The 24272-nt window shown below is 37.6% G+C and carries 19 protein-coding genes and 1 pseudogene; 2 read left to right on the forward strand and 18 right to left on the reverse strand.

All coding sequences use genetic code 11. The features are described from left to right. The coding region (locus BMX83_RS05180; protein ID WP_177170507.1) for a transposase zinc-binding domain-containing protein at window positions 1-227 on the reverse strand (227 nt) is incomplete at its 3' end. A gap of 95 nt (window positions 228-322) precedes the next feature. Beyond that, window positions 323-415: pseudogene (locus BMX83_RS05185) on the reverse strand (deoxyribodipyrimidine photo-lyase); the annotation flags it as partial. Window positions 416-607: 192 nt separating this feature from the next. On the opposite strand from BMX83_RS05185, the gene BMX83_RS05190 reads away from it, so the two are divergent. Together BMX83_RS05190 and BMX83_RS05195 are read left to right on the forward strand one after the other, a co-directional pair. Next, the gene (locus BMX83_RS05190) at window positions 608-1882 is read left to right on the forward strand and encodes a BaiN/RdsA family NAD(P)/FAD-dependent oxidoreductase (protein ID WP_091634308.1); all 1275 of its coding nucleotides are present in this window, start codon (window positions 608-610) and stop codon (window positions 1880-1882) included. Between the two features lie 19 nt (window positions 1883-1901). After that, the gene (locus BMX83_RS05195; protein ID WP_091634311.1) at window positions 1902-2087 is read left to right on the forward strand and encodes a PspC domain-containing protein; all 186 of its coding nucleotides are present in this window, start codon (window positions 1902-1904) and stop codon (window positions 2085-2087) included. A gap of 87 nt (window positions 2088-2174) precedes the next feature. On the opposite strand, the gene pepF is transcribed toward BMX83_RS05195, so the two are convergent. The 16 genes from pepF to BMX83_RS05275 all read right to left on the reverse strand — a co-directional run bounded on the left by pepF (window position 2175) and on the right by BMX83_RS05275 (window position 24208). Further along, window positions 2175-3983, reverse strand: coding sequence for an oligoendopeptidase F (pepF, locus tag BMX83_RS05200; protein ID WP_091634314.1), 1809 nt, complete (start codon window positions 3981-3983; stop codon window positions 2175-2177). A 220-nt stretch (window positions 3984-4203) separates the two neighbouring features. Beyond that, the gene (locus BMX83_RS05205; protein WP_091634315.1) at window positions 4204-5154 is read right to left on the reverse strand and encodes an NAD(P)-dependent oxidoreductase; all 951 of its coding nucleotides are present in this window, start codon (window positions 5152-5154) and stop codon (window positions 4204-4206) included. 55 nt (window positions 5155-5209) lie between these two features. Continuing rightward, window positions 5210-6085 (reverse strand): 16S rRNA (cytidine(1402)-2'-O)-methyltransferase, encoded by an 876-nt coding sequence (gene rsmI / locus BMX83_RS05210; RefSeq protein ID WP_091634390.1) that lies wholly within the window; start codon window positions 6083-6085, stop codon window positions 5210-5212. Then, entirely contained in the window at window positions 6063-6413 is a 351-nt protein-coding gene (locus tag BMX83_RS05215) for a GIY-YIG nuclease family protein (protein WP_091634393.1), read from the reverse strand. The genes rsmI and BMX83_RS05215 overlap by 23 nt, the downstream gene beginning before the upstream one ends. After that, window positions 6406-7158 carry a tRNA1(Val) (adenine(37)-N6)-methyltransferase gene (locus BMX83_RS05220; RefSeq protein WP_091634318.1) on the reverse strand — a complete coding sequence of 251 codons (753 nt, stop codon included), beginning with the start codon at window positions 7156-7158 and terminating at the stop codon, window positions 6406-6408. The genes BMX83_RS05215 and BMX83_RS05220 overlap by 8 nt, the downstream gene beginning before the upstream one ends. Before the next feature lie 546 nt (window positions 7159-7704). Then, the gene (gene nrdG, locus BMX83_RS05225; RefSeq protein ID WP_091634320.1) at window positions 7705-8265 is read right to left on the reverse strand and encodes an anaerobic ribonucleoside-triphosphate reductase activating protein; all 561 of its coding nucleotides are present in this window, start codon (window positions 8263-8265) and stop codon (window positions 7705-7707) included. Then, entirely contained in the window at window positions 8255-10453 is a 2199-nt protein-coding gene (gene nrdD / locus BMX83_RS05230; RefSeq protein ID WP_091634322.1) for an anaerobic ribonucleoside-triphosphate reductase, read from the reverse strand. Before nrdD ends, nrdG begins: the two co-directional genes overlap by 11 nt. A 261-nt stretch (window positions 10454-10714) precedes the next feature. Then, window positions 10715-11677: a class 1b ribonucleoside-diphosphate reductase subunit beta gene (nrdF, locus tag BMX83_RS05235; RefSeq protein ID WP_091634324.1), complete on the reverse strand. Its 963-nt coding sequence runs from the start codon at window positions 11675-11677 to the stop codon at window positions 10715-10717. Window positions 11678-11741: 64 nt separating this feature from the next. Further along, the gene (nrdE, locus tag BMX83_RS05240; RefSeq protein ID WP_091634395.1) at window positions 11742-13910 is read right to left on the reverse strand and encodes a class 1b ribonucleoside-diphosphate reductase subunit alpha; all 2169 of its coding nucleotides are present in this window, start codon (window positions 13908-13910) and stop codon (window positions 11742-11744) included. Beyond that, entirely contained in the window at window positions 13903-14286 is a 384-nt protein-coding gene (nrdI, locus tag BMX83_RS05245) for a class Ib ribonucleoside-diphosphate reductase assembly flavoprotein NrdI (protein ID WP_091634327.1), read from the reverse strand. Before nrdI ends, nrdE begins: the two co-directional genes overlap by 8 nt. A gap of 4 nt (window positions 14287-14290) precedes the next feature. Next, complete coding sequence (gene nrdH / locus BMX83_RS05250; RefSeq protein ID WP_091634330.1) at window positions 14291-14524, reverse strand: glutaredoxin-like protein NrdH; 234 nt, start codon at window positions 14522-14524, stop codon at window positions 14291-14293. Window positions 14525-14798: 274 nt separating this feature from the next. Further along, window positions 14799-15143 carry a DNA replication initiation control protein YabA gene (locus BMX83_RS05255; RefSeq protein WP_091634333.1) on the reverse strand — a complete coding sequence of 115 codons (345 nt, stop codon included), beginning with the start codon at window positions 15141-15143 and terminating at the stop codon, window positions 14799-14801. Window positions 15144-15277: 134 nt separating this feature from the next. After that, on the reverse strand, window positions 15278-16270 hold the full coding sequence (gene holB / locus BMX83_RS05260) for a DNA polymerase III subunit delta' (protein WP_091634336.1): 993 nt from the start codon (window positions 16268-16270) through the stop codon (window positions 15278-15280). Between the two features lie 18 nt (window positions 16271-16288). Beyond that, window positions 16289-16618: a cyclic-di-AMP receptor gene (locus tag BMX83_RS05265; RefSeq protein ID WP_091634339.1), complete on the reverse strand. Its 330-nt coding sequence runs from the start codon at window positions 16616-16618 to the stop codon at window positions 16289-16291. 29 nt (window positions 16619-16647) lie between these two features. After that, on the reverse strand, window positions 16648-17277 hold the full coding sequence (gene tmk / locus BMX83_RS05270) for a dTMP kinase (RefSeq protein ID WP_091634342.1): 630 nt from the start codon (window positions 17275-17277) through the stop codon (window positions 16648-16650). A gap of 244 nt (window positions 17278-17521) precedes the next feature. Continuing rightward, window positions 17522-24208, reverse strand: coding sequence for a 5'-nucleotidase C-terminal domain-containing protein (locus BMX83_RS05275; protein WP_091634344.1), 6687 nt, complete (start codon window positions 24206-24208; stop codon window positions 17522-17524). Window positions 24209-24272: the final 64 nt, after the last annotated feature.

Here is a 24272-nt window from a genome sequence, read left to right on the forward strand (position 1 = left end):
AACTTCCCTTTACACCGAATAGGTATCTTCTTTACCTTTGGACAAGCCTCACACTTAAATGTCAAAAACCCATTTGATAACTCTCCACAGTGTAAAAACTTTTCCACTTCTTCGATGATGACCGGACGCATCTTATCTTTGTTTTCTTTAAGAAATCTAGACCAATGATCACTGAATATGGCTTTTAAAATATTCATTTGAACTGGAATATTATCTTCATGTGCCATACTATTATCTTAACTCTTTTCCTTACTTAATTTCAACTCCACATAAGACTCTAACCCTTGGTATATCAGCAAAAATTTTATACTTTCCTATACTATAAAATAAGCTTTTCTGACTCCAAAAGCGCCTGTTTAAGCGCCGTGTTATCCTCAAGCCTTAAATCTCTTCTAAACCACATAACAGCTACCATTGTCTTCCTCCTTTGAGTTATCCAATTTATTTTATCACACATCGATTTTCTTATCCTATCATTCACGTTTAGAATTTTTATATCATGGTTTCACTGATTTGGATTGTTATTTCTAATTTGAATCAACTAGTCTCAGACGGCTAATTATGTTAAAGTAACGGAGACAAAAGTAACAGGAAAGAGGAAATACACATGACACATTACGATGTCCTTGTCATTGGTGGCGGAACAAGTGGAATGATGGCTGCAATTTCAGCGGCTGAGCATGGCGCTACTGTTGGACTAATTGAAAAAAACAAATTTGTTGGACGTAAACTTTTAGTGACTGGAAACGGCCGCTGTAACGTCACTAATAATAGAGATAAAGAAGAAATTATTGCACATATACCAGGTAATGGGCGTTTTTTATATAGTGCCTTTTATCAATATGATAATTACGACATCATGAACTTTTTTCGTTATCGAGGTATTGCTTTAAAAGAAGAAGACCATGGGCGTATGTTTCCAACGACAGATAAATCCAGAACAATCGTTAATGCCTTAAAACAGATCATCGAAGACTTGAAGATCGATTTATATACAGAAGCCCCTGTGGAAACCGTTCTATATGATGACGAAAAGGTGACCGGTGTCAAACTCAAAGACGGACGAGAGTTTCATGCGACATCTGTTGTTTTATCTACTGGCGGACGTGCCATGCCAAGAACTGGGTCCACTGGTGATGGTTACAAATGGGCAAAAAAAGCTGGTCATACAATAAAAGAGCTTTATCCTACTGAAGTGCCTTTAACTTCCGAAGAACCCTTTATTGTAGAACGTACACTTCAAGGGTTGTCTTTAAGAGATATTGATTTAAAAGTATTAAATAAAAAGCAAAAAAACGTTGTCACGCATCGAATGGATATGATTTTCACTCACTTGGGTATTTCAGGTCCAGCTGTTTTACGTTGTTCCATGTTTGCACTACAAACCATGAAACGCGACAAGTCGGATGCAGCTACGATGGCAATCGATTCGCTCCCCGATATGACTCTGGGCGAAATGAAACAACGCTTTTCTCAATTAAAAAAAAATGAGGGCGACAGAAGTATTAAAAACGTTCTAAAGCAATTTGCTCCAGAGCGTTACATTCTGTTTGGCTTGGAACGTCATGCGATTGATAGTGACAAGGCCTTTAAAACCTTAACTCCAAAAGAAATTGATCAGATCATTACTTTTTTGAAGGACTTCCGCTTTGATATTCACGGTTCACTACCGATTGAAAAAGCATTTGTTACAGGTGGCGGCGTGCACACAAAAGAAGTAAACCCTAAAACTCTTGAGAGCAAGAAAAAGAAAAATCTTTATTTCACTGGAGAAATCTTGGATTATAATGGGTATACAGGTGGCTATAATATCACAGGAGCGTTTATTACTGGTCGTGTGGCTGGTATGCATGCTGCGGAAACTTCCTTGAGTCATTCATAATAGAAGGGATCGTTGGTATATGGATCATAAGCTCAGAAAATCGTCAAAGGATAAATCTTTACATGGCGTCTGTGGAGGTATTGCAGAATTTTTTGGGATATCCTCTCTTGCCATTAGATTAATTTTTATCTTTTTGCCTGCCAATGTTTTTATCTATATCATTTTGGCAAATACAATGGCTGAGAGTGAACGAACACTTTATTAAATAATCAAAAAGCCCCGTTTGAGATAGATAGTATCTCAAACGGGGCTTTTTGATGATATTAGTTAGATTTAGTGGTGTCAGTCACTTTTAGTTATTAGTGATTTCTGTTGTCAATTCAATAATGCGATCAACAGATTCATCTAGGTAGTTAATGGTGTCTTTCAGCGGTTGGTCCGTTGTGATATCGACACCGGCTACTTTTGTTGCTTCGGCAGGGGCTTTTCTTCCGCCTAGAGCCAGGAATTCCAACCAACCGTCTACACTTGCTTCGCCACTCTTGATTTTAAGGAAAGCTTGCGTTGCAATCGTTAGGCCAGCTGAGTAAGTGTAAGGATACAGCCCCATGTAATAGTGAATTTGACGCATCCAAGTCAGTTCAGCGCCAGCTTCCAATTCTACGGAATCTCCCCAGAATTCTTCCAGCACATTACGTTTCAACTCACTTAATTTATTTGCATCGAAACTTTTTCCTTCGTCAATCAAACGATAGACTTCCCGCTGATAGGCGGCTTCAAGTAAGTGTGTCACAAAATTATGGAAATAGGTTTTGGATATCATTTTTGACAGCACATTACGTTCCATACGCGGATCTTTAGCTTCTTCTTTAAGATAATCAGTAAGCAGCAATTCATTATATGTTGAGGGTGCTTCGATCAGATATAGTGATGGGCTAGCACTTGTTAATGGGTTGTTCTCATTAGACAAAATACCTTGACCCGCATGGCCAAACTCGTGGAAAAGTGTGTATGCATCTGACAATTGCCCGGTGTAAGAAACCATAACAAAAGGATGTTTGCCATAAGTTGTCGAGCAGAAAGCACCTGAGCGTTTACCGTGATTCTGAGCAAAATCAACCCAGCGTTCAGGGTAGGCACGTAGAATCATGTTCACATAGTCTTCTCCGAGTGGAGCCATTGCTTTTTTGACCAAGTCTTTTGATTCTTCCACACTGACAGGTGTTGTATAGTCTGGATCCAGATCCACTTTCAAATCAGCATAAGTCATTTTATCCATACCGTGAACATCTTTCAAATGTGTAACAAACTTGCGCATGACTGGGGCAAAATCAGTCATAATTGTATCAATCTGACGGTTGTATAATTCTTGTGAGACTTCCTGTTCCTCTAATAAATAGTCGAAAATAGAATCGTAGCCACGCATTGTTGCTAATGTTTTTTCGGTTTGAAGCTTTGTATAATAAGCGGTTGCGACAACATTTTTATATTGACCTAAAGTCTCGTTAAACTTATCGTAGGCCGCTCGTCTGATTTTAGGATCTTCAGAGTACATATACACTTCTTCATACAGAACGAAGCTTAAAGGATATTCTTTTCCATCCACTTCAAAGGTTCCATAATCAGCATCAGCAGATCTTGCCTGTTCAAAAATTTCTTCTGGTGAATCAAGGACAGGTGATAACTGAGCTAAAGCTTCTTCCACTTTAGGGTCTAGTTTTGCTAACTTGGACTTTTTAATCTTTCTAACATATGCCTCATAGGTTGGTTCGATTTCAACAATGGCATTAAGCATCGTTTCATCCAAGTCCTCTATTTGTGATTGGAAAAAACTCATCTTAGCACTTGCGCTAGCTAAAATGTTTGATGTATAACGTGCTTGTTCTTGCGCCTTGCTATCTGATATATCGACAGATACTGGAAGGTAACTGTATTGCCCAAGATGAGACGCCTTCGCTATAATTTTTTCATAAGCTTTAAGGGCCTCAACGACCGTATTGACACCCGTTAGATGCCCATCATATTTAGTTGAGAATGCTTCAACCTCTTTAGGTAGGGCGTGAAGTGCCGTTTCAAATGCCTCTTGGCTTTCAAATATCGCACTTAAATCCCACTTTAATTCTTCAGATATATCTGAACGTTTTTTTACTTCTTCTGACATTATTTTCTCCCCTTTATTATTTTCCCATGATGACATTGCGTCATATTCATAGCAAACTATTTCCTAACAGCATTAGTATATCACGATTTATCGCTATTATGTGAGATTTTATTCATTTTATTTCGTCATATTAAATCTGTTTTATCATCTTTTTATAATATTTCCCATTATAAAGTCTCTAGATGTTAAGTCATTAGTCCAGAGACTTTTTTTGGATTGATTAATAACCTGCTTCGTAATCAACTTTATTTATTTCAGGGGTGTTGCCCTCTTTGAATTGACGCAAGTTCTCAATAAAGATTGGAAATACTGCGGCATTATAGCCTTCAAACTTTCCTGCGATATGAGGAGTAAGCAGTACATCTTCTCTTTCGAAAATAGGATGACTCTCTGGCAAAGGTTCTTCATCCACTACATCTAAGGCCGCATAGGCGATGAATTGCTTGTTCAATGCTAAAAGTAAATCTTCAGTGACAACAGATTCCCCACGTCCGACATTTACAAAAACAGCAGAAGATTTCATCTGTTTAAATTTCTCTAAATCAAACAGGTTTTTTGTTTCATCTGTTAGCGGTAGAATATTTACAATAAAATCAGCCTTGGGTAATACATCTAGTAGTTGATTTTGAGTGACCAGTTCATTCATGTAATCAACCATTTCGCCGCTTCTATTTACTCCAATAGTCTTCATACCAAAAGCTTGAGCGACCTTCCCAGTTTGCTTTCCAATAGAACCCGCACCTACAATCAACATCGTTTTCTGATTGGTCACCATTAAATTTTCAGTAGGACTCCAATTCTTTTGACGTTGTTGTATAAGGGAGTAACCAATTTTTCGTGTATAATTCAAAATCATCCCCATTATTGATTCCGCAATTGCATTCTCGTGTATACCACTTGCGCTAGTTAATGTGACCCCTTGTTTCTCCAACTTATTTAAGTCAACATAATCAACACCAGCAGAAGTCAATTGGATCCATTGAAGTCTGTTCTTTGTATCATCGATTAATTCTGTCATTTCTTTTTCATTCCAACCAAGAACAGCTTTAATCTCTGCATTATCTTTTACTTCAGAGATTGATTCAACAATATCATAAGCAGGAGCTATTTCTTTTATTTTCATTCTTTGGTCATCTTCTAGCGAAATATAGGTTAATATTTTGTCAGGCATTATCGCTCTCTCCTTTATTTCGTTTCATTACGTTCCATCATTAATATCTCAAGTGTTAATTCTCTATTTCATGAAAAGCTGCATAGACTAACCGTTTAGGTATTTTTCTAATAAGTGCGACTTCCTTGATTGCTTTTTTACTGGGTAACGCCTCATTTGCCATAACACTCTCAACATGCTCTTTTAATGTCCAATTGTTCCAAGGATTTTCTTCATCATCAATCGTTTCATTCCCTTCGACAATAATGACAAATTCTCCACGAATTTTCTCATGATTTAACCATTCTAAGACTTCACCTATCGTTCCCCGTATAAACTCTTCAAATCTTTTAGTTACCTCGCGAGCCAAGACAACCTTTCTCTCATCACTAAACGCAACTTTCATTGTTTCTACAACTTGTTTGATCCGATGGGGTGATTCGTAGAAGACTAATGTTTCTTTACGTTTATTCAATTCTTTCAACTCAGCAAGGAGATCTTTTTTCTTGCGAGGTAAAAAGCCTAAAAAGTAAAAGGGCTGTGGCGATAAGCCTGACGCAATTAAAGCTGTCAAAGCAGCATTGGGTCCTGGTAAAGGAACGACAGTTAAGCCTTCATCAATGGCTGCTTTTACTAAATCTACGCCAGGATCACTAATTGACGGCATCCCTGCATCACTCACTTGAGCCACTGATTCACCATTTTTCAATTTTTCTATTAGTTGTGGTGTGCGCTCTTTCGAATTATGTTCATGAAAACTAATCTGAGGTGAGTCTATATCAAAATGATTCAGAAGTTTTTGCGTATTTCGCGTGTCTTCTGAAGCTATCAAGGAAACATCTTTCAAAATAGAAACCGCACGGAAAGTCATGTCATCTAGATTTCCAATGGGTGTAGGTACTAGATAAAGAATTCCATGATCCTGTTGTTCAAAGCTTTTCTGAGTGTTTATCATGTTCTTTGGACTCCTCTCTGATGACACATATGTGTTGTTCTTTTAAAGGCTCTTTTACACCTTGTTGTATTAAATATTTATTTTTTTGTGTACGTGTCTGTTTTTTAAAGGCCGCTTCAGCTTTTGTTGCTTCGCTTCGGGTTCTGTAAGCTTCAGCATAAATCATTCTCAATGGCCGTCTCTTTTTAATACGGGTATATTTAGCTCCGACGCCATCATTATGCTCTTTCAGTCGTCTTTCAAGATTTGTTGTATATCCACCATAAAGAGTGCCATCATTACAATACAACACATAAAAATAACTCGTCTTTACTTCACTATTCATTCCCATAAATCATCCTTCTTACTTCAGGAAAATAATTCCCGTTATCATCAAATACGTACAGTGGCGGTAATACTTTTAAGCCCGTTTCTTTTCCATGTTTAATTCCTTCAATGAGGAGCATGTTTGCTTCCTTGCCCTCTTTTGGATAGACAAAACGAACACGTTTGGGAGCAATTCTTTCTGCTCGCATATCATCCATGATTTCCAAAAAGCGCTCGGGTCTATGTACGAAATAAGCTTTCCCTTTAGTTTTTAAAAGATCTGCCGATACCTTCATCAACTCTTTTAATGTCAAATGGATTTCGTGGCGTGCAATCGCTAAATGTGTATTAGGATTCTTTCTACTATCATCGGTAACTTTAAAATAAGGTGGATTACAGGTTAGGACATCCACTGAATCTTTTTTTATGTAGTGCTTCGTTTCTTTTACATCAGCTTGTATCATCTCAACCTGTTCATCCAAGTTATTTAGCTGGATACTTCTTTGAGCCATATCGACTAATCTATCTTGGATTTCTAAAGCTGTTATTTTACTTTTTGTTTTTTGGCTTAACATCAAAGCGACCGCACCGTTCCCTGAGCACAAATCAATTACTTTTGCTCGATTATGCGTCGGGACTTTTGCAAAGTCTCCCAGAAGAACGGCATCGAGTGAAAATGAGAACACTTCGGAACTTTGGATTATTTCTAAACCGTATTGCATAAGCTGATCGATACGTTCATCCTGCTTTAGTTGTATTTCCATCAATGATACCTTTCTTTCTCTATTAATTTTATTAAGTATACCAAAAATCGTGGTTCAGTTTATCTTTTCATATAAAATAATAGCCATAGAATTGACAAAAGCCACTCAAAAGTGAGTGGCTTTCTATGCTTAAAAATAAATATTTCTAAAGTGAATCTTTCTTATTCCTATTCATATCAATACGACTAGGTTTCTCATTTATACGACGTAATCCCTACCTCTATCGCGTCCTTACAACTCTATAGTTGCGCCAGTGTGAATAAATTTCTTTAAAACGTGTTAATATTATATTTCATATTTACTTTCAACGTGCTTTCAATTATATCATTTTTTGGTTTTTTTGCAAATATCAGGCCTCAGACAGATTAATTTGCTTAGAAAATGATAGATTATAGGTCATTTACTGGGATCACCATTAAGACTACCACGAATGTGCGTCCTACTTCGGCTTAATCAGATAACTTGTCGCATCCACTTTACCGTAACATGCTGTATCCTTTTTAGCACTGGCATATTTATGGCTAACTGGCATCTCTTTCAGCGATTTTATTTATATTCTCCATTTTTCCATAATGTCACTGTTCCAGACCCTATCGTTTTCTTAACATCAATAATTCTTTGATTCGCGCTTCCTCTGAAGGCTAAACTCAAGTCCATCTTATCTTTTTCAAATCGTCCATCCACAAGAACATCTATAACTTCCAATAGTTGCTTCTTATCTTCCGTTCCTTTTAAAAGTTCTTCCCATGTGTAACCTGTCCAAGACCAGATATCTTTGGTGTCACCAAAGCGCTCTCGAATTTTTTTACAAAGTGAAAGGGTGACATCTGTATTTAGAAAGGGTTCTCCACCAAGAAGCGTTAATCCTTGGCAATAATCAGCTTCTAAATCAGTTAAAATTTGTTCCTCTAGAGCCTCAGTATATGGGTTCCCATAAGAGAAATTCTGTGCCGCTTTATTGTAACAACCCTTACAGGCAAAAGGGCAGCCACTTACATACAAACTGCACCTGACCCCTTCTCCGTCTACAAAATTATAGGGTTTGTAATCAGCAACATAGTTTTTACTAAAACGTTTTGACGTCCAGGAAATCGGATCAACTGACATCGTGATCAAACCCTTTCATATGCTTGGTACGTGAGGATATCTCTTTATGACGTCCTTCTACCATAGGTCTTTTTTGCGGGTTGCCAAGGTAACCACATGTCCTTTTTACCACATCACATGTTTGTGGATCAGTATTACCACACTGTGGACATTCAAATCCTTTTTCTGTTGGTTTGAAATCTCCCTCAAAATCACATTCGTAGCAATGATCAATGGGCGTATTTGTTCCAAGATAACCCACCCGATCATAGGCATAATCCCAAACAGCTTCTAACGCTTTTCTATTCGCTTGCAATTTAGGATACTCACAATAATGAATAAATCCTCCGCCCGTATATTTAGGGTAATCTTTCTCGAAATCAATTTTTTCAAAAGGTGTTGGACTTTTACGTACATCATAGTGGAAACTATTTGTATAATAGCCTTTATCCGTTATGTCATTGACCCGACCAAATTTTTCAGTATCCAGCTGACAAAAGCGGTCCGTCAAACTTTCACTTGGCGTAGAATAGACACTGACATGTAAATCACTTTCTTCACTCCACTCATCAGCATGAGCTTTCAGTGCTTCTATAATTTCCAATGTAAATAGCTTCGCTTCGTTATTCTCTTCCCACTGACTGCCATAGAAAAATGCAGCCGCTTCATATAAACCAATATAGCCAAGTGATAATGTTGCGCGTTTATTTAGAAAGAGGTCAGATACCTTGTCCTCTTCAGCTAGTCGCTTACCAAACGCACCGTGTTTATATATGATTGGTGCATTGGCAGGTTCTGCTTCGATCACACGTCTTGCCTTATAGAGCAAAGCATCTTTAACAATGGATAAGCGCTCCTCTAGCAATTCATTGAATTTATTTTTATCTCCCTTTGACTCCATAGCAATTCTTGGAATATTTAAAGAGACAACACCTAAATTCATGCGTCCTGCCGATATATCTTCTCCCTCTTCATTCTTCCAACCTTGAAGAAAAGAGCGACACCCCATTGGACATTTGAAACTACCTGTAATTTCAACTATTTTATCATAGCTCAAAACATCCGGATACATGCGTTTCGTTGAACATTCTAAGGCCAACTGCTTAACATCATAATTCGGATCATTTTCGTAAAAGTTTAGTCCTTTTTTCAAAGTAAAAATCAACTTTGGAAAAATAGCCGTACGTTTCTCTTTCCCGAGTCCTTCGATACGTATTCTTAAAATAGACTTTTGTATTTCTCTTTCTATCCATGATTTTCCAAGCCCAAAGCCTAAACTGGTAAAGGGGGTTTGTCCTTGGCTTGTATACAAGGTGTTTATTTCATATTCTAGACCTTGCATGGCATCATATATATCTTTTTTTGTTTTCTCGTATGCAAAAGCCTTTTGTTTTTCTTCAGTACTAATCCATTCTTGCGCTGTTTTTAAATGCTTTTGATAATTTAATTCGGCGTACGGAGCCAACACCTCATCTATCCGGTCAAAGCTACATCCACCATATTGACTTGAGGCTACGTTAGCTATGATTTGTGCGGTTTGTGCTGCTGCAGTCTGGATGGAACGAGGCGATTCAACTTGTGCATTCCCGATTTGAAAGCCGTTCTCAAACATATTTTCAAAGTCAATCAAGCAACAGTTACTCATCGTAGTATAGGGAGTATAATCGAGATCGTGATAATGAATATCTCCTTTTTCATGCGCATTAGCAACATGTGGGGGCATCAAATCCAGGCCAATTGCTTTAGCTACAATACCAGCTGTTAAATCTCTCTGGGTATTAAAGACCTTACTATCCTTGTTAGCATTTTCGTTTACGATTGACTTGTCATTGTTTTGAAGGTTTTTTATCATACTGTTAACATTTCGCCTAGCATCACGTTTTTGTCTTTTATCTTCTCTAAATTGAAGATACTCTTCTAGCAACTTATCGTATTCACATTCTTCTAAAGTATCTATAACTACTGTATCGATCATTTTAGAGTCAATAGTAATTGTGGGAATTCCAGCTAATTTCTCTTCTATTTTTATAACTACCTGGCTTCTTTCTTCAACAATCGAACGATCTCCGTTGATCTTGCCTTCTGCTCGTTTCAATGCATGTATAAATTTATCATGTTCATATTTCTGGAGCCTTCCATCGCGTTTCGTCACTTTTTCTATACTTATACTGCGTGCTTTTTCCTTATCTATAAGTTGGGTATTTTTCATTTGCGATTCCTCCTTCAAAACTGCCGGACTTATTCAAACTTTCACAAAGTTAGTTAAAAAAATATAACATTCAACTCAGTTAGAAGTGAGCGGGACCAAAAGCCCCACCCTCTTTAACCTTTCCATTTTTAAAAATATACTCCAAAAATACTGTCCTGCTGCTTACTTCACGACTAATACACAATAATTTTACACATGCGTCGTGAAATGTAACAGGTCTAACTCCGTGGTATCCCATTTTCTTTCAACGAAAGCGGAATATTACTTCATCCACACTTCATAGTCACTATCTTCCATTGATTCAACCATCCCTACCAAGTAACCATTCCCCACTTGAGAGAAGAAATCATGGTTGCTTGTTCCTGTAGAAATGCCATTCATAATAATCGGATCGACATCTTGGGCCGTATCAGGAAATAACGGATCAAAACCAAGATTCTGCAGGGCTTTATTTGCGTTATATCTTAAAAATACTCCTACATCCTCTGTCCAGCCAATCTCATCATACAAATAACCAGTATATTCTATTTCATTTTCATAGAGTTTGAACAACAATTCATAAGACCAATTCTTAAGTTCTTCCTGCTCGGCCTCATCCAATTGGTTGTAACCTATTTGAAACTTATAGCCAATATACGTCCCATGTACAGACTCATCGCGTAAAATCAGTTTGATGATTTCAGCAACGTTCGTCAGCTTACTATTACCTAGATAGTAAAGTGGCGCATAAAAGCCTGAATAAAATAAGAAGGATTCCAAAAATACACTAGCTACCTTTTTCTGTAGATCTGTTCCATTCTGATAGATATCATTAATTATCTCTGCTTTTTTCTGAAGCATCTCATTCGTATGCGTCCAATCAAAAATATCATCAATCTCAGATTTAGTATTCAATGTACTGAAAATGGCACTATAGCTTTTAGCATGCATAGATTCCATGAACTCAATATTGTTATATACAGCCTCCTCATGTTGCGTTTGGCTGCTTTTCTTTAATTCTTTAATTCCATCTTGGGACTGCAATGTATCGAGTAAGGTCAATCCTCCAAATACTTTTGCAATCATATCTTGCTCATTGTCAGGAAGCTTGTTCCAGTCGTTTATGTCATTTGATAAAGGAATACGTGTGTCTGTCCAAAATTGCTCCACAAGTTTTTCCCAAGTCAATTTGTCAATCATATCATTGATACGATTCCAGTTTATTGCTTGATATGCTTCTGTCATCATTGATTCTCCTTACTTAGGCGCGTTCTATTGAAGGCACGTTAAACTGTTCTTTTTCTTTCTATTAAATCGTACAACTCTCACAGTCATTAGATCCGATTTCTTCTTCATCATCTGTAAATGTACGGACATAATAGATGGACTTAATCCCTTTTTTATGTGCGTAATGTCTTAAAATAGTTAAGTCACGTGTGGTCTGCTTATCTGTACGTCCTTCTTTCCATTCATATACCCCCTCTGGGATAACTGAACGCATAAACAAAGTAAGACTCATGCCCTGATCAATATGTTTTTGTGCAGCTGCGTAAACATCAATAACTTTTCGCATATCCATGTCATAAGCACTCTTATAATAAGGCATTGTTTCATTCGACAAATGCGGGGCAGGATAATATGTCTTCCCGGTCAACTTCTCCTGACGCTCTTCAACTAAGCGTGTGATCGGATGAAGGCTAGCTGAAGTTTCATTAACGTAACTGATAGACCCTGTGGGCGCTACTGCCAAACGGTTTTGATGGTAGAGTCCGTGTTCTTTGACATCTTTTTCAAGTTGTTTCCAATCTTCTGTATTTGGAATTGAAATATTGCGACTACTGAATATTTTTTCAACTTTTAAAGAATCAAATTCAAATGATCTTTCAGTGTATTTATTGAAGTAGTCACCTGAAGCATAAGCTGATTTCTCAAAATTATGAAACGTTGTTTGACGCTCTTTAGCCATTTCATTACTTGCTTTTAAGGTGTAATAGTTGAGAAGCATAAAGTAAGCATCTGTAAACTCAATAGATTCCGGCGACCCATAATGCATCTGATTTAAAGCAAAGAATGTATGCATCCCCATCGCTCCAAGTCCAATCGTGTGATACTTGTCGTTTCCATTTTTCACGGTCGGAACAGCATCGATGTCTGAATGATCCGTTATATGCGTAAGCGCTCGAACCATTGTGTTAATTGATTGCTCGAAATCAGGCGTTTCCATTAGATTGGCTACGTTTGTAGAACCCAAATTACAACTAATGTCTGTTCCCATAACCTCGTATTCCTGATTATCCTTAATTATAGAAGGTTCTTGAATTTGTAACACTTCACTGCATAAATTACTCATAGTGATTGTCCCATGAATCGGGTTTTCTCTATTTGCAGTATCAATATTGATAATATACGGATAACCGGATTCTTGTTGTAATTTTGAAATTTCATTTTCCAATTCACGTGCATCAATTTCTGTTTTCTTGATTTCAGGATTCGCTACCAAGTTTTCGTACTCTTCACTTATATCAACATAAGCAAATGGTTTGCCGTAAATTCTTTCTACGTCATAAGGACTGAAAAGATACATTGATTCATTTTCAGCAGCTAATTCATAAAACTTATCTGGTACAACAAGACCTAAAGACAGTGTTTTAACACGTACTTTTTCATCCGCATTTTCTTTCTTTGTCGATAAGAACCTTAATATATCTGGATGGAAGACACTCAGATAAACGGCCCCTGCTCCATTACGCTGGCCTAATTGGTTGGAGTAACTAAAGCTATCCTCAAGTAATTTCATTACAGGCAAGACTCCACTGGAAGCATTCTCTATTTTCTTGATTGGGTCGCCAGTTGCTCTTAAGTTAGACAAGTTAACCCCAACACCGCCACCAATTCTAGATAATTGAAGCGCCGAATTTATAGCACGCCCAATACTATTCATGTCATCTGTCATCTGAATAAGGAAGCAGGAAACAAATTCACCACGTCGTTTACGGCCCGCATTCAAAAATGTCGGTGTCGCCGGTTGATAGCGTTGGTTAATAATTTCCATCGCAATATGGTGTGCGAGTGTCTCATCCCCGTCTGCTAGGAATAGAGCATTGAACGCCACCCTGTCTTCAATACGTTCAAGATAACGATTATTATCATCTGTTTTAAGTGCATACTGTGTATAAAACTTATATGCCCCCATAAATGATTGGAATTTGAAATTCACTGAATATAATTCATCAAATAACTTCTCAATAAATGACATTGAGTATTTTTCTAGAAACTCTTTTTCAATAAAGTCATTTTCTGTTAGATAAAGGATTTTCTCTTTTAAACTCGCAAATTGAACAGTATTTGGATCAATATGTTCAGCAAAGAAAGCCTTCACTGCTTCTTTATCTTTGTGTAGTGGAATTTGATTATTTATCGGTCGATTAAGTTCATTATTCAATTTATAATAGGTTATTTCTGTGGTCTCTTTATTCATTGTATCTGTTGATGCCAATGTTGTTCACCGCTTTCTTCAGTTTGGAAACGTCCGCTTGATTGCCTTGAAATTCGAATGTATGAAGTAAGGGAACGTTGTAATCTCGCGCAATATCTTTAGCTGTAAAAGCAAAGAGTTTACCAAAATTAATATTTCCCCCACCAGCAACGCCTTTAAACCATTCAATGTTCGATCCGGTTTCTAAAAAGTCGTTCAAAATTTCAGTCACTTCTTTATCATAGGCAGGTGTTACAATAATAAACGGCTCATTTATTTCAACAAAAGGATCTGCTGGATTCAACTCCAGCACATCCATGTTTAGTTTATCTACAAATTTTCTTGTTTGTCCAGTCAACGAAAAATAGATAATGACCATTGATTTACGCCAATCTATTAAGCATTTCAGGTCTAAAACCATTAAATGCTTCAATGCCCTCTGCTATAACAACAGGCAAGGAGCTAAAGCCCATTTTTTTAACTTCGTCAACGGCTTCAACGTCTTGATCGATATCTTTTTCTTTAAATGGAATACCTTTATTTTCAAGATATTTCTTTGTAAATTGACATTGCATACAGTTTGGCTTTGAATAAACGATGATTGATGTGTTTTTCATAAAAATTACCTCCATTAAATTTTACAATAAAACGATAATTTTTTATCGTTTCTAAAAGTTTATCGCAGTTTTTTTCTGCAAACTTTCTTTCAACTGATAATTCTATTTTACATCAGTCAGATTTAAACGCAAGGGGAACATACTACATATATAACATTCGTCTCAAGCAAAACACTACATGTAGTGTTTTGCGCATATAAAAACCTCCCTTTTAATACAGCTTTACTGCATTAAGGAAGGTTCATAATTATTATATTCACATACTTTTTATTCTCTATCTTCTCTCTCCATAAATGACATCTAAGCAAAAGGCACACGGTTCGTCGCCATCTCTTCTTGATCCATAAAATAAATTGCAGACATGAAAACCATCTTCGTATATTTTTTCAAGATTTAATCGAGATTTTGTTAAGCCAGTATCTGTCATTTGTTTTTCAATTGACTGTTGTTTTGTAATTTCTGCCAAACGATCTCTGAGATGTTGGTTCTCCATACGCAGCACATTATTTTCTTCAGTTAATTGAGAGAGTTCTTCTTTGATTGTTTTGACTATCTTCAATGTGGCTTCTGTTTGGGATTCCAACTCAGTAAACGTATCATACAATTCTTTTTTTTCCATTTTTCACCACTTCTTTAATCTACTTAAACTATTTGTCAGTGATGTTTGGACCGAAGAAATGTCCTTTCACATCTTTAACTAGCATACCAGATTACCATGAAAAATCCAAATAGACATTCTCAGTTATTTAACTCTTAAATCGTCTTATTCATGACCGCTAACATCTGTAAAGTAGCCTGTTCAAACACTCCCTGGGCTGCCACATTCCGATCTAAATATTTTTTTCCATTTAAAATAATTTCCATTAAATCTGCTAATGTTCCAGCACTTAAACGCTCGGCTTCAGTATGAATTGTTTTTTGGTGTTTTAAATAACCTACATGATAGTCTTTGGAGATTTGACTATTTAAAATATCTTGTAATATAACTAAAAACAGATCCAAGGCCAAGTGATATTCTGATTTCCCTTTAACTAAAGGCATGATATCTGTATGAACATAAATAAATGCTTGCTCATCTTTCTTTGATAAATGAGTATACCATTTCCACATGGCATCAATAAGGCTAGTAAGTGTTTCATTTTCTGAAAGCTCAATTGCTTGATTAGTATCACTTGTTAGCTGACTGAGAACGGCAGCTTGTTCTTGCGTAAGCCCTTCTTTTAGCAACGTTTGGATACGCTGTTCTTTTGACAATTGAGGAAAGTGAATCAATTGTACTCTAGATAATATCGTTGGTAATAAACGATGCTTGGCTGTTGTGATGAGAATAATAGTAATATCACCATCAGGTTCTTCAAGGAATTTCAATAAGCTATTAGCGGCTTGTGTTGTCATTTTCTCAACATCTTTTACCACAATTAACTTTTTAAGTCCTTCCATACCACTTTTGGTAATTTCCTGTTTCAATTCTCTTATTTGATTTATTTTAATAGAAAGGCCCTCAGCTTCTATTTCTACGACATCAGGATGTTGATGTGATGAAATCCTTTGACAGACATGACAAGTCTGACAGGGCCCTTCAGAATAATTTGGACATAAGAGACTTTGCGCAAGCCATAATGCTGTTTCGCTTTTCCCTGTACCAGCAGCGCCTTCAAAAAGATAGGCATGTTGTATTGTTCCTTTTCCGATTAATTTCGAAAAATTTTCTTGAATTTCTGGTTGCTTAGCTCCCTTGGTAGACATAATCCGTCTCCCTTACTTCTAAAATTGTAAAAACTGATCGATTGGTAATACAAAAATTGTTGCTCCACCGACTTCAACATTGACCGGATAAGTTAAATCTGATTCCAAAGTGAAGTCGTAAGAAGGGGGACTCATCATTGTCTGACTACGAGTTGAGCAGTTCTCTTTTATGAGTTCCAGTGTGTCTTCTACTTTTTTATCATCAACACCCACTAAAAAAGTTGTATTCCCTGCTCTTAAAAATCCGCCTGTCGAAGATAGTTTCGTCGCGCGTACACCCTTTTCAGCAAATCCATCAGCTAGGCGCTTACTATCCTGGTTTTGAACAATTGCAACGACTAATTTCATCTTATTTGCCTCCACTCTTGTTATTATTTTTATACTCTCTTTTCAAGAACATTCCAAACATCTTGGAACACCTCATCTTCAGTTTGACTCGCATCCACACATACAAAGCGGTTGGGTTCCTCTTCAATTAAGGTTAAATAACCTTGCCTCACTTTTTCATGAAAAGCCACTTCTTCTAATTCTAAGCGATCTTGCGTTCTGTTTGAATTTTTATCTTTTATGCGATTCAGTCCTACTTCGGCTTCAATGTCCAAATATATAGTTACATCTGGTTTCTGTCCCTCAATCGCAAATTCATTGATAGCTTTAACTTCCTCAATGCCTATTCCTCTCGCTTGCCCCTGATAAGCTATAGAGCTATCAACAAAACGATCACATAAAACGATATCGCCTCTTTTTAGTGCAGGAATAATTTTATCTATAATATGCTGACGTCGTGCAGCTGCATACAACAACGCTTCTGTTCGATCATCCATCTCTGTATGTATTGGATCTAGCAAAAGAGCCCTTATTTTTTCAGCTATTTCGCCACCGCCTGGCTCTCTTGTAACGACTAACGGTGTTGCTGTGGTTTCCTGTATTTTTTTACTTAATCGTTTAACAATACTCGATTTCCCAGCACCATCTGGTCCTTCAATTGTAATAAATAGTCCGCTCACTAAACTTCCTCCATCTACTATTAAGTTCTATAACCATTATACGTCAGATTACCTCTTTTTTCTATGTTTTAAAACATCGACTTAAAAAGCTGATGCTTGCATCTTATAAACGATCCTTAATTTCTTTGCTAAGACGTATATTTTTATATCAGTCACTACCATTCCACCTAACGTTGATTAGAGGATTTTTCGCAAAAAAACAGGCTGAAGATTATTGTCTTCAGCCTGTCATTCTATTTAATTATTAGTTAGAAAATTTCTTTTTGAACAATATCAACGCTGCGCCAATAGCCGTTGAAAATGCACCTAATAATAAATACATATATGTGTTCGTAGCGGTAGAAGGTAGTGATTCACCATCTTTATCTTCTCTTGGTTTACCGTCAGTTCCGTTGGCTCCGTCAGTTCCGTTGGCTCCATCAGTTCCGTTGCCTCCGTCTTCACCTGGTTTGCCGTCTGATCCATCGTTTCCGTTGGCTCCGTCGTTTCCATCAGCTCCATCGTTTCCGTTAGATCCGTCGTTTCCGTTGGCTCCGTCGTTTCCGTTAGATCCGTCGTTTCCGTCGTCGTCTGGTAAATCTTCACCCATTAAGTCTGTAATTCTTCCTTCGATTTCTGGGTCAACTGTACCACCAAGATAGCGGTCTTCAACCATATAGTCAATCAACTGTTGCCAGTCTTCTTCACCAATGTCTCTGACACGACCATCTGCAAAGGCTTTAGCAAAGGTTTCAAATCCATCTCCACCTTGGCCTGTAAAGCCGTTTGTCGTTACTTGATACATTTTATCAAGTTTAATTTCTGTTAATTCACCGTCTTTATCAACGTACATCTTAACAACACGGTTGCCCGCTTCTTTCTTGCTATCATAGTAATATTTCATACCTGATACGTGCAGGAATCCACCGTTTTCTTCTGGTGCTTGTCTGACTGCGTGCTCAAGCAACTCTTTAATTTCTGCTCCAGAAAGTTCTGCAATCACTGGGTTATTACCGAATGGCAATACTGAGATTACTTCACCTGTTGTAATTGGTCCTTGGTCGATCGAGGTACGAATACCACCACCATTTTGGAATGCAATAACTGCTTCTGGGAATTTTTCTTGAGCTTTTGCAAGCATTGCATCAGTAACAAGGTTACCTAGGCGTGTTTCGTTTGCACGAACACTCATTTCATCGCCTTCACCATGTCTTGGGTTTTCAAGAGCTGTAACAGCGACTGCACCTGTTTCTTCGTTTGCAATTTTATCAACTTGGTCTTTATATTCTTGCATGACTTTGAGTGCTTCTTCATCGTCTTCATAATTTTCCATAGCTAGTAGTTCACCATTATGACTAACGATTTCTCCATCAGCATCAAATTCAACATTTAAAGTCCCTAAGTTTTCTGCATATTGACCACCTTGGACAATAACCGTTGGTGCTTTGTCATTGCCTTTTTCATCCTTCTCTACAACTTGAGGTTTAGGTATTTCTGTATGAGAGTGTCCCCCCACAATGATATCAATACCAGGAACTTCTGCTGCGAGACGCATGTCATTACCAATATCTGGAGCTGTATCATATCCTAAGTGGTTAACTGCCATAACTTTATTAATTCCTGCATCTTCAAAGGCTTGTACTGCCTCTTCTGCAGCTGTAATGAAGTCTGAGAAATCAACATTATTTGGACTAGAAATATTCTTAGTGTCTTCTGTCGTTAAACCAAAGATACCAACTTTTTCACCATTGATTTCTTTGACAATTGTTTCATAAATCTTGCCATCTTCAGGATCTTCTGCCAATGTTTCTTTGGACTCATAACCTTTTAACTTATCATCTTTGGAGAAGTCAGCGTTGGTTCCTAAGAATGGGAAGTTTGCCCCATCTATAAAGTCAGCTAATGCTTGATGCCCTTCGTCTGAGTCGCCTAAGTCAAATTCGTGGTTACCAAAGACCATTGCATCGATATTCATTAAGTTCATTAAAGCTAAATCTGCTTGTCCTTCAAACTCATTGAAATACAATGTGCCTGAGAAGGCATCTCCAGCGTTAACGAGTAAAGCATCTGGATTTGTTCCTCTAAATTCATCGATTGCAGAAATCATACTTGGATAATTCTCAACTCGTGCATGCGTATCGTTCATATGCATGACTGAGAGTGAGTAATTTTCATCAGAAGTCCCATCATCAGGCAGGTTGCCACCTTCTAGATCAGTAATTCTTCCTTCGATTTCTGGATCAACTGTACCGCCAAGATATTCTTCTTCAACCATATAGTCGATTAACTGTTGCCAGTCTTCTTCACCAATATCTCTAACACGGCCATCTGCAAAGGCTTTAGCAAAGGTTTCAAATCCATCTCCACCTTGACCTGTAAAGCCGTTTGTTGTGACCTTATATGTTTTATCTAGCTTGATTTCTTCGAGGTCACCATCTTTATCGATATACATTTTAACAACACGATCACCTGCATCTTTTGTGCTGTCATAGTAGTATTTCATACCTGATATGTGTAAGAATCCACCGTTTTCTTCTGGTGCTTTTCTTACTGCATGCTCAAGTAATTCTTTGATTTCTTCTCCAGATAGGTCTGCTATAACTGGGTTATTACCAAATGGTAATACTGAAATGACTTCACCCGTTGTAATTGGACCTTGATCGATTGACGTACGAATACCGCCACCGTTTTGGAATGCAATAACCGCTTCTGGGAATTTTTCTTGAGCTTTTGCAAGCATTGCGTCAGTAACTAGGTTACCTAGGCGTGTTTCGTTTGCACGAACACTCATTTCATCGCCTTCACCATGTCTTGGGTTTTCAAGATCCGTAACAGCTACTGCTCCTGTTTCCTCGTTTGCAATTTTATCAACTTGGTCTTTATATTCTTGCATGACCTTTAATGCTTCTTCATCTGCGACGTATGGTGTTGTCACTTCACCAGTGTCTCTGTCTTCTTCTGGTAATAACGGTTCTAACATCGCTTCAAACTCAACAATCTCACCAGTATCATTGAATTCAATGTTTAATTTTCCAAGGTTTTCAGCATATTGGCCTGCTTGAACAATGACTGTTGGTGCTTTGTCATTACCTTCATTATCTTTCTCAACAACCTGTGCCTTAGGTAGTGCTGTATGAGAGTGTCCCCCCACGATAATGTCAATACCAGGAACTTCTGCTGCGAGACGCATGTCATTACCAATATCTGGAGCTGAATCGAATCCTAAGTGATTAACTGCCATAACTTTATTAATTCCTGCATCTTCAAAGGCTTGTACTGCCTCTTCTGCAGCTGTAATAAAGTCTGAGAAATCAACATTGTTAGGACTAGAAATATTCTTAGTATCTTCTGTCGTTAATCCAAAGATACCTACTTTTTCACCATTGATTTCTTTGACAATTGTTTCATAAATTTTTCCATCTTCAGGATCTTCTGCCAATGTTTCTTTGGACTCAAAACCTTTTAACTTATCATCTTTGGAGAAGTCAGCATTCGTTCCTAAGAATGGGAAGTTTGCCCCATCTATAAAGTCCGCTAATGCTTGATGTCCGTTGTCTGAATCGCCTAAGTCAAATTCATGGTTACCAAAGGCCATTGCGTCTATGCCCATTAGGTTCATCAAAGCTAAATCTGCTTGTCCTTCAAACTCATTGAAGTACAATGTGCCCGAGAAGACGTCTCCAGCATTAACAAGTAATGCATCGGGATTCTCTCCTCTAAATTCTTTAACGGCTGAAACCATATATGGATAATTCTCAACTCGTGCATGCGTATCGTTCATATGCATGACTGACATTGCAAAGGTTTTTTCTTGTGCTGATGTATCACCTAATACTAGTTGTGCTAAGACAGGATCATGGTCACTTGCTCGACCGTGCATATCCGTATAATCAGAGTTTACATTAATCATGTCAATGTCTGCTGTATCAGCCATATTGTTTGATACTAAAATATGGTCTAGAACTTGTGAGTTACCCTGATAGACATAGCTGTAACGTCTTTCTTCAGGAACTTCTTCCACTAAGTTCGTTAACACACCGCCTTCTAGTATTCGTAATGGTTCAGATGTTTCAAAATCATTCATATCACCAAGAACTACGATATTCTCATCCGGACTATCGGCTAAGATTTCATCTACGAACGTATTAACAGATTGTGCTAACTGCTTACGTTCATCTCTACTTCCCATTACTGGTGGCTGATTTTGACCAAAGAAGCCTTGGTCCCCTCTTTTTGAGTTCAAGTGGTTAGCGATAACAACGACACTATCACCTTTGAATTCAAATTCAGCTGCTAATGGTTTTCTTGTGCCTGGGAAGTCTGTTGGAGAGACACGACCAGGGTTAAGAGTAAGCTCACCGTTTTCATAACCGACAGCATCCGTTGACCCACCTTTGTCTTTATCGATCATTGAAACACGTTTTGGATTGTAAAGGAAGCCTACACGGATATTTCCGCTTGGTTTACCTCCATCTTTATTGTATTCAGGATCAATATTTGCAAATTCATAAATTGGTCCACCAGCTTCAACAATTTTATCAATTAATCGTTGATAACTTTCGCTGGCTTCTGCTGTTTTTGAATCTGAACCTTGGTTAGACATGATCTCAACAATTCCAATTATATCTGGTTCATTCATATCTTTTACGAATGTTTCAGCAATTTTCGTTGCTTTCGTTTCTGATGTTTCACCCACATTTGCTGAGAAGTTCTCAACGTTATATGTGGCAACAGATAGCTTATCTTCATCTTTTTTGATTGTTGTTTCAGTATTAGGCATTTCAGTTTGAACTAAAGCGTCTTCCACATCGCCTAAATCGGCATAAACTTTATAGTTGCCAAACCCATAGTTTACAACACCTGTAAGAGCTTTTGTAAACTTATCTCCAGTTTTAACTTTTAAGTCTCGGGCAGGCCCATTTGGCTGAACTTTAAATGGAATCAACCCAGTATTTGGCGTGTCATCCATTAATCTAATTCCACCGTTAGCTGTAACATTGGAAGGATTGTAATCTTCTGTTACAACAAATAAATCCCCATGATCTTGAGGTGCTACAGCTTTTGAAGGTTGAACTTCAACGCGCATACCTTCTAATGTTTCCCAATAGTCCAGCGCATAAGCTTCAGGATCAAAATTATCTAATGTTCCTTCTTTTATTTTATCCGGTAAATCGGTTGAAGAAAGTTTGATAGCCTTTGGCAATTCAACATTTGATTCTACAACATTAACAATTCCGCCTTTATCATCGCGGGCATTGATTTCTGTAATTGGAAGATCATCTTCTTCTTTACTTCCATATCCATCGATTTGATATTCAGAAACCGTACCCGTTACTTGTACAAGGTCTCCAACTTCATAGTTACTTCCAGTTCCTAAATATACAACGAGCCCTTCTGACGTGTTCTTATCGCCATCATCTTGACCTTCCGGTGTCTGCATATGGAAATATTGAGCACCTTTTATATCATAAACATATGTCACAACACCTTTGACGTTGTAAACTCTTTCCCCTTGCATTGGAGAGTAGTGTTTAGATCCTTGTATTTCATGTATTTTATTTCCTTCTGAAATATCTACCGCAGTATAATTAAATTCAGCAAGCTCACTCATACGATCTTCAACTACAGCAATAGCTTGAATAGTCATATCTTTATCAATTGTAATTGGGCCTGTATACTCTGTACTTGATTTAGTTGGATTCGTTCCATCCGTCGTATAATAAATCTTAGCCTCATCAGTTGAAGAGCTTAAGACTACCTCAGTACCTGCAGGTATATTGCCGCTTTGCGGACTTGCAAATACGGGTTGAACAATACTTGAATCTTGAATCACGTCTTGTGCATCACGTGGAATCAATTGAACACCATTGAAATCAGAAACAATGCCAGTGATTGATTCATAGGTAGTTCCTTCAGTTAAACCAAGAACATCATTCTCGTCATAAATAGTAAATTCTGTTCCAGTTTCGTCTTTTCCTGTATTGTTTTTACCACCAGCTTTTACAATTTCAATATTCTCCATAACAGCTAATTCTGACTGATGAGCACCAAGGTCAGCAGCCTTAAGTTTAATAGGTTCAGGGACGCTCGATTTTTTAACGTCTTCTTCAATTGTAGCCCCTTGAAGTTGTAACAAACCATTATAAGTATTTAAATTCCCTCTAACAGTAATTTCGTCCCCTAATTCTACATCAAGAGAAGTCGGTCTAACTGCAATAGCGCCTGTATCATCCTGAATTTGAATCGAGTTTTTTAACTTAGCAGTTACTACACCCTTTGTTTTAACTTCTCCCGTTTCTTGCTTACGCACTTCTGCAAGTGTTAAAAGGTCTAGCTCTGGTGGTGCAGGAATCTCATCTGGATTAAGGATTTCTATATTTGAAACTTCTTTCAATCCATTTGAATCTCCAAAATATGCCATTAACTTCCCAGAAACTTCAACTTTTGCTTTCCCTTTATATCTAGGGTTGGATGCTAAACCATAATTATTACGGTCAGCGCCATCTAATTTTACTCTGATCCATTTCGACGAATCTGATTCCTCTGGATTATCAGCAAGAACAATATTAGTATCTGATTCAGAACCAGGATCCGCTAATTTGTTACTACCTGTAGCATTCCCAATAATATAGCCTTCAACTTTTGCTTTAGCCTCATCGTTACCACGCGCAATCGCTTCAGCTACAGTGATTGTAGATTCAGCAGCAAGTAACTCTGGCTTACTTTCTTCTTGTTTTGTTTCTTCAGGAGTAACTTCCGGTGTTTCAGTCTCTACTTTTTCTTCATCTTTTTTAACTTCGGTTTTCGCTTTATCCTCGGTTACCTCAGTCGTATTAGACTCTTTCTCTCCTTCAGCATATGCCGATATTGGCGCTGCCGTCTGTGCAAATGAACTCAACAAAAGCATTGTTGCTAGGGAAAAACTATACTTCTTTCTCCAATTCTTGCGCATTCAATTCTCTCCTTAAAGTTATTTACTCTGCTATTTATTATGTACGATTTACTGAACCTCAAAA

The sequence above is a fragment of the Alkalibacterium gilvum genome, assembly GCF_900109085.1.
In the GTDB taxonomy this organism is placed as follows: domain Bacteria; phylum Bacillota; class Bacilli; order Lactobacillales; family Carnobacteriaceae_A; genus Alkalibacterium; species Alkalibacterium gilvum.

Bases quoted from the DNA above. Each gene is read 5' to 3' on its own strand.
- nrdH (WP_091634330.1), bottom strand. From the start codon at position 14,524: ATGAAAAACACATCAATCATCGTTTATTCAAAGCCAAACTGTATGCAA.
- BMX83_RS05220 (WP_091634318.1), bottom strand. From the start codon at position 7,158: ATGGAAATACAACTAAAGCAGGATGAACGTATCGATCAGCTTATGCAA.
- BMX83_RS05265 (WP_091634339.1), bottom strand. From the start codon at position 16,618: ATGAAATTAGTCGTTGCAATTGTTCAAAACCAGGATAGTAAGCGCCTA.
- BMX83_RS05195 (WP_091634311.1), top strand. From the start codon at position 1,902: ATGGATCATAAGCTCAGAAAATCGTCAAAGGATAAATCTTTACATGGC.
- nrdG (WP_091634320.1), bottom strand. From the start codon at position 8,265: ATGTCAGTTGATCCGATTTCCTGGACGTCAAAACGTTTTAGTAAAAAC.
- BMX83_RS05215 (WP_091634393.1), bottom strand. From the start codon at position 6,413: ATGAATAGTGAAGTAAAGACGAGTTATTTTTATGTGTTGTATTGTAAT.
- holB (WP_091634336.1), bottom strand. From the start codon at position 16,270: ATGTCTACCAAGGGAGCTAAGCAACCAGAAATTCAAGAAAATTTTTCG.
- BMX83_RS05275 (WP_091634344.1), bottom strand. From the start codon at position 24,208: ATGCGCAAGAATTGGAGAAAGAAGTATAGTTTTTCCCTAGCAACAATG.
- BMX83_RS05255 (WP_091634333.1), bottom strand. From the start codon at position 15,143: ATGGAAAAAAAAGAATTGTATGATACGTTTACTGAGTTGGAATCCCAA.
- nrdI (WP_091634327.1), bottom strand. From the start codon at position 14,286: ATGGTCATTATCTATTTTTCGTTGACTGGACAAACAAGAAAATTTGTA.
- pepF (WP_091634314.1), bottom strand. From the start codon at position 3,983: ATGTCAGAAGAAGTAAAAAAACGTTCAGATATATCTGAAGAATTAAAG.
- nrdF (WP_091634324.1), bottom strand. From the start codon at position 11,677: ATGACAGAAGCATATCAAGCAATAAACTGGAATCGTATCAATGATATG.
- nrdE (WP_091634395.1), bottom strand. From the start codon at position 13,910: ATGAATAAAGAGACCACAGAAATAACCTATTATAAATTGAATAATGAA.
- BMX83_RS05205 (WP_091634315.1), bottom strand. From the start codon at position 5,154: ATGCCTGACAAAATATTAACCTATATTTCGCTAGAAGATGACCAAAGA.
- nrdD (WP_091634322.1), bottom strand. From the start codon at position 10,453: ATGAAAAATACCCAACTTATAGATAAGGAAAAAGCACGCAGTATAAGT.
- BMX83_RS05190 (WP_091634308.1), top strand. From the start codon at position 608: ATGACACATTACGATGTCCTTGTCATTGGTGGCGGAACAAGTGGAATG.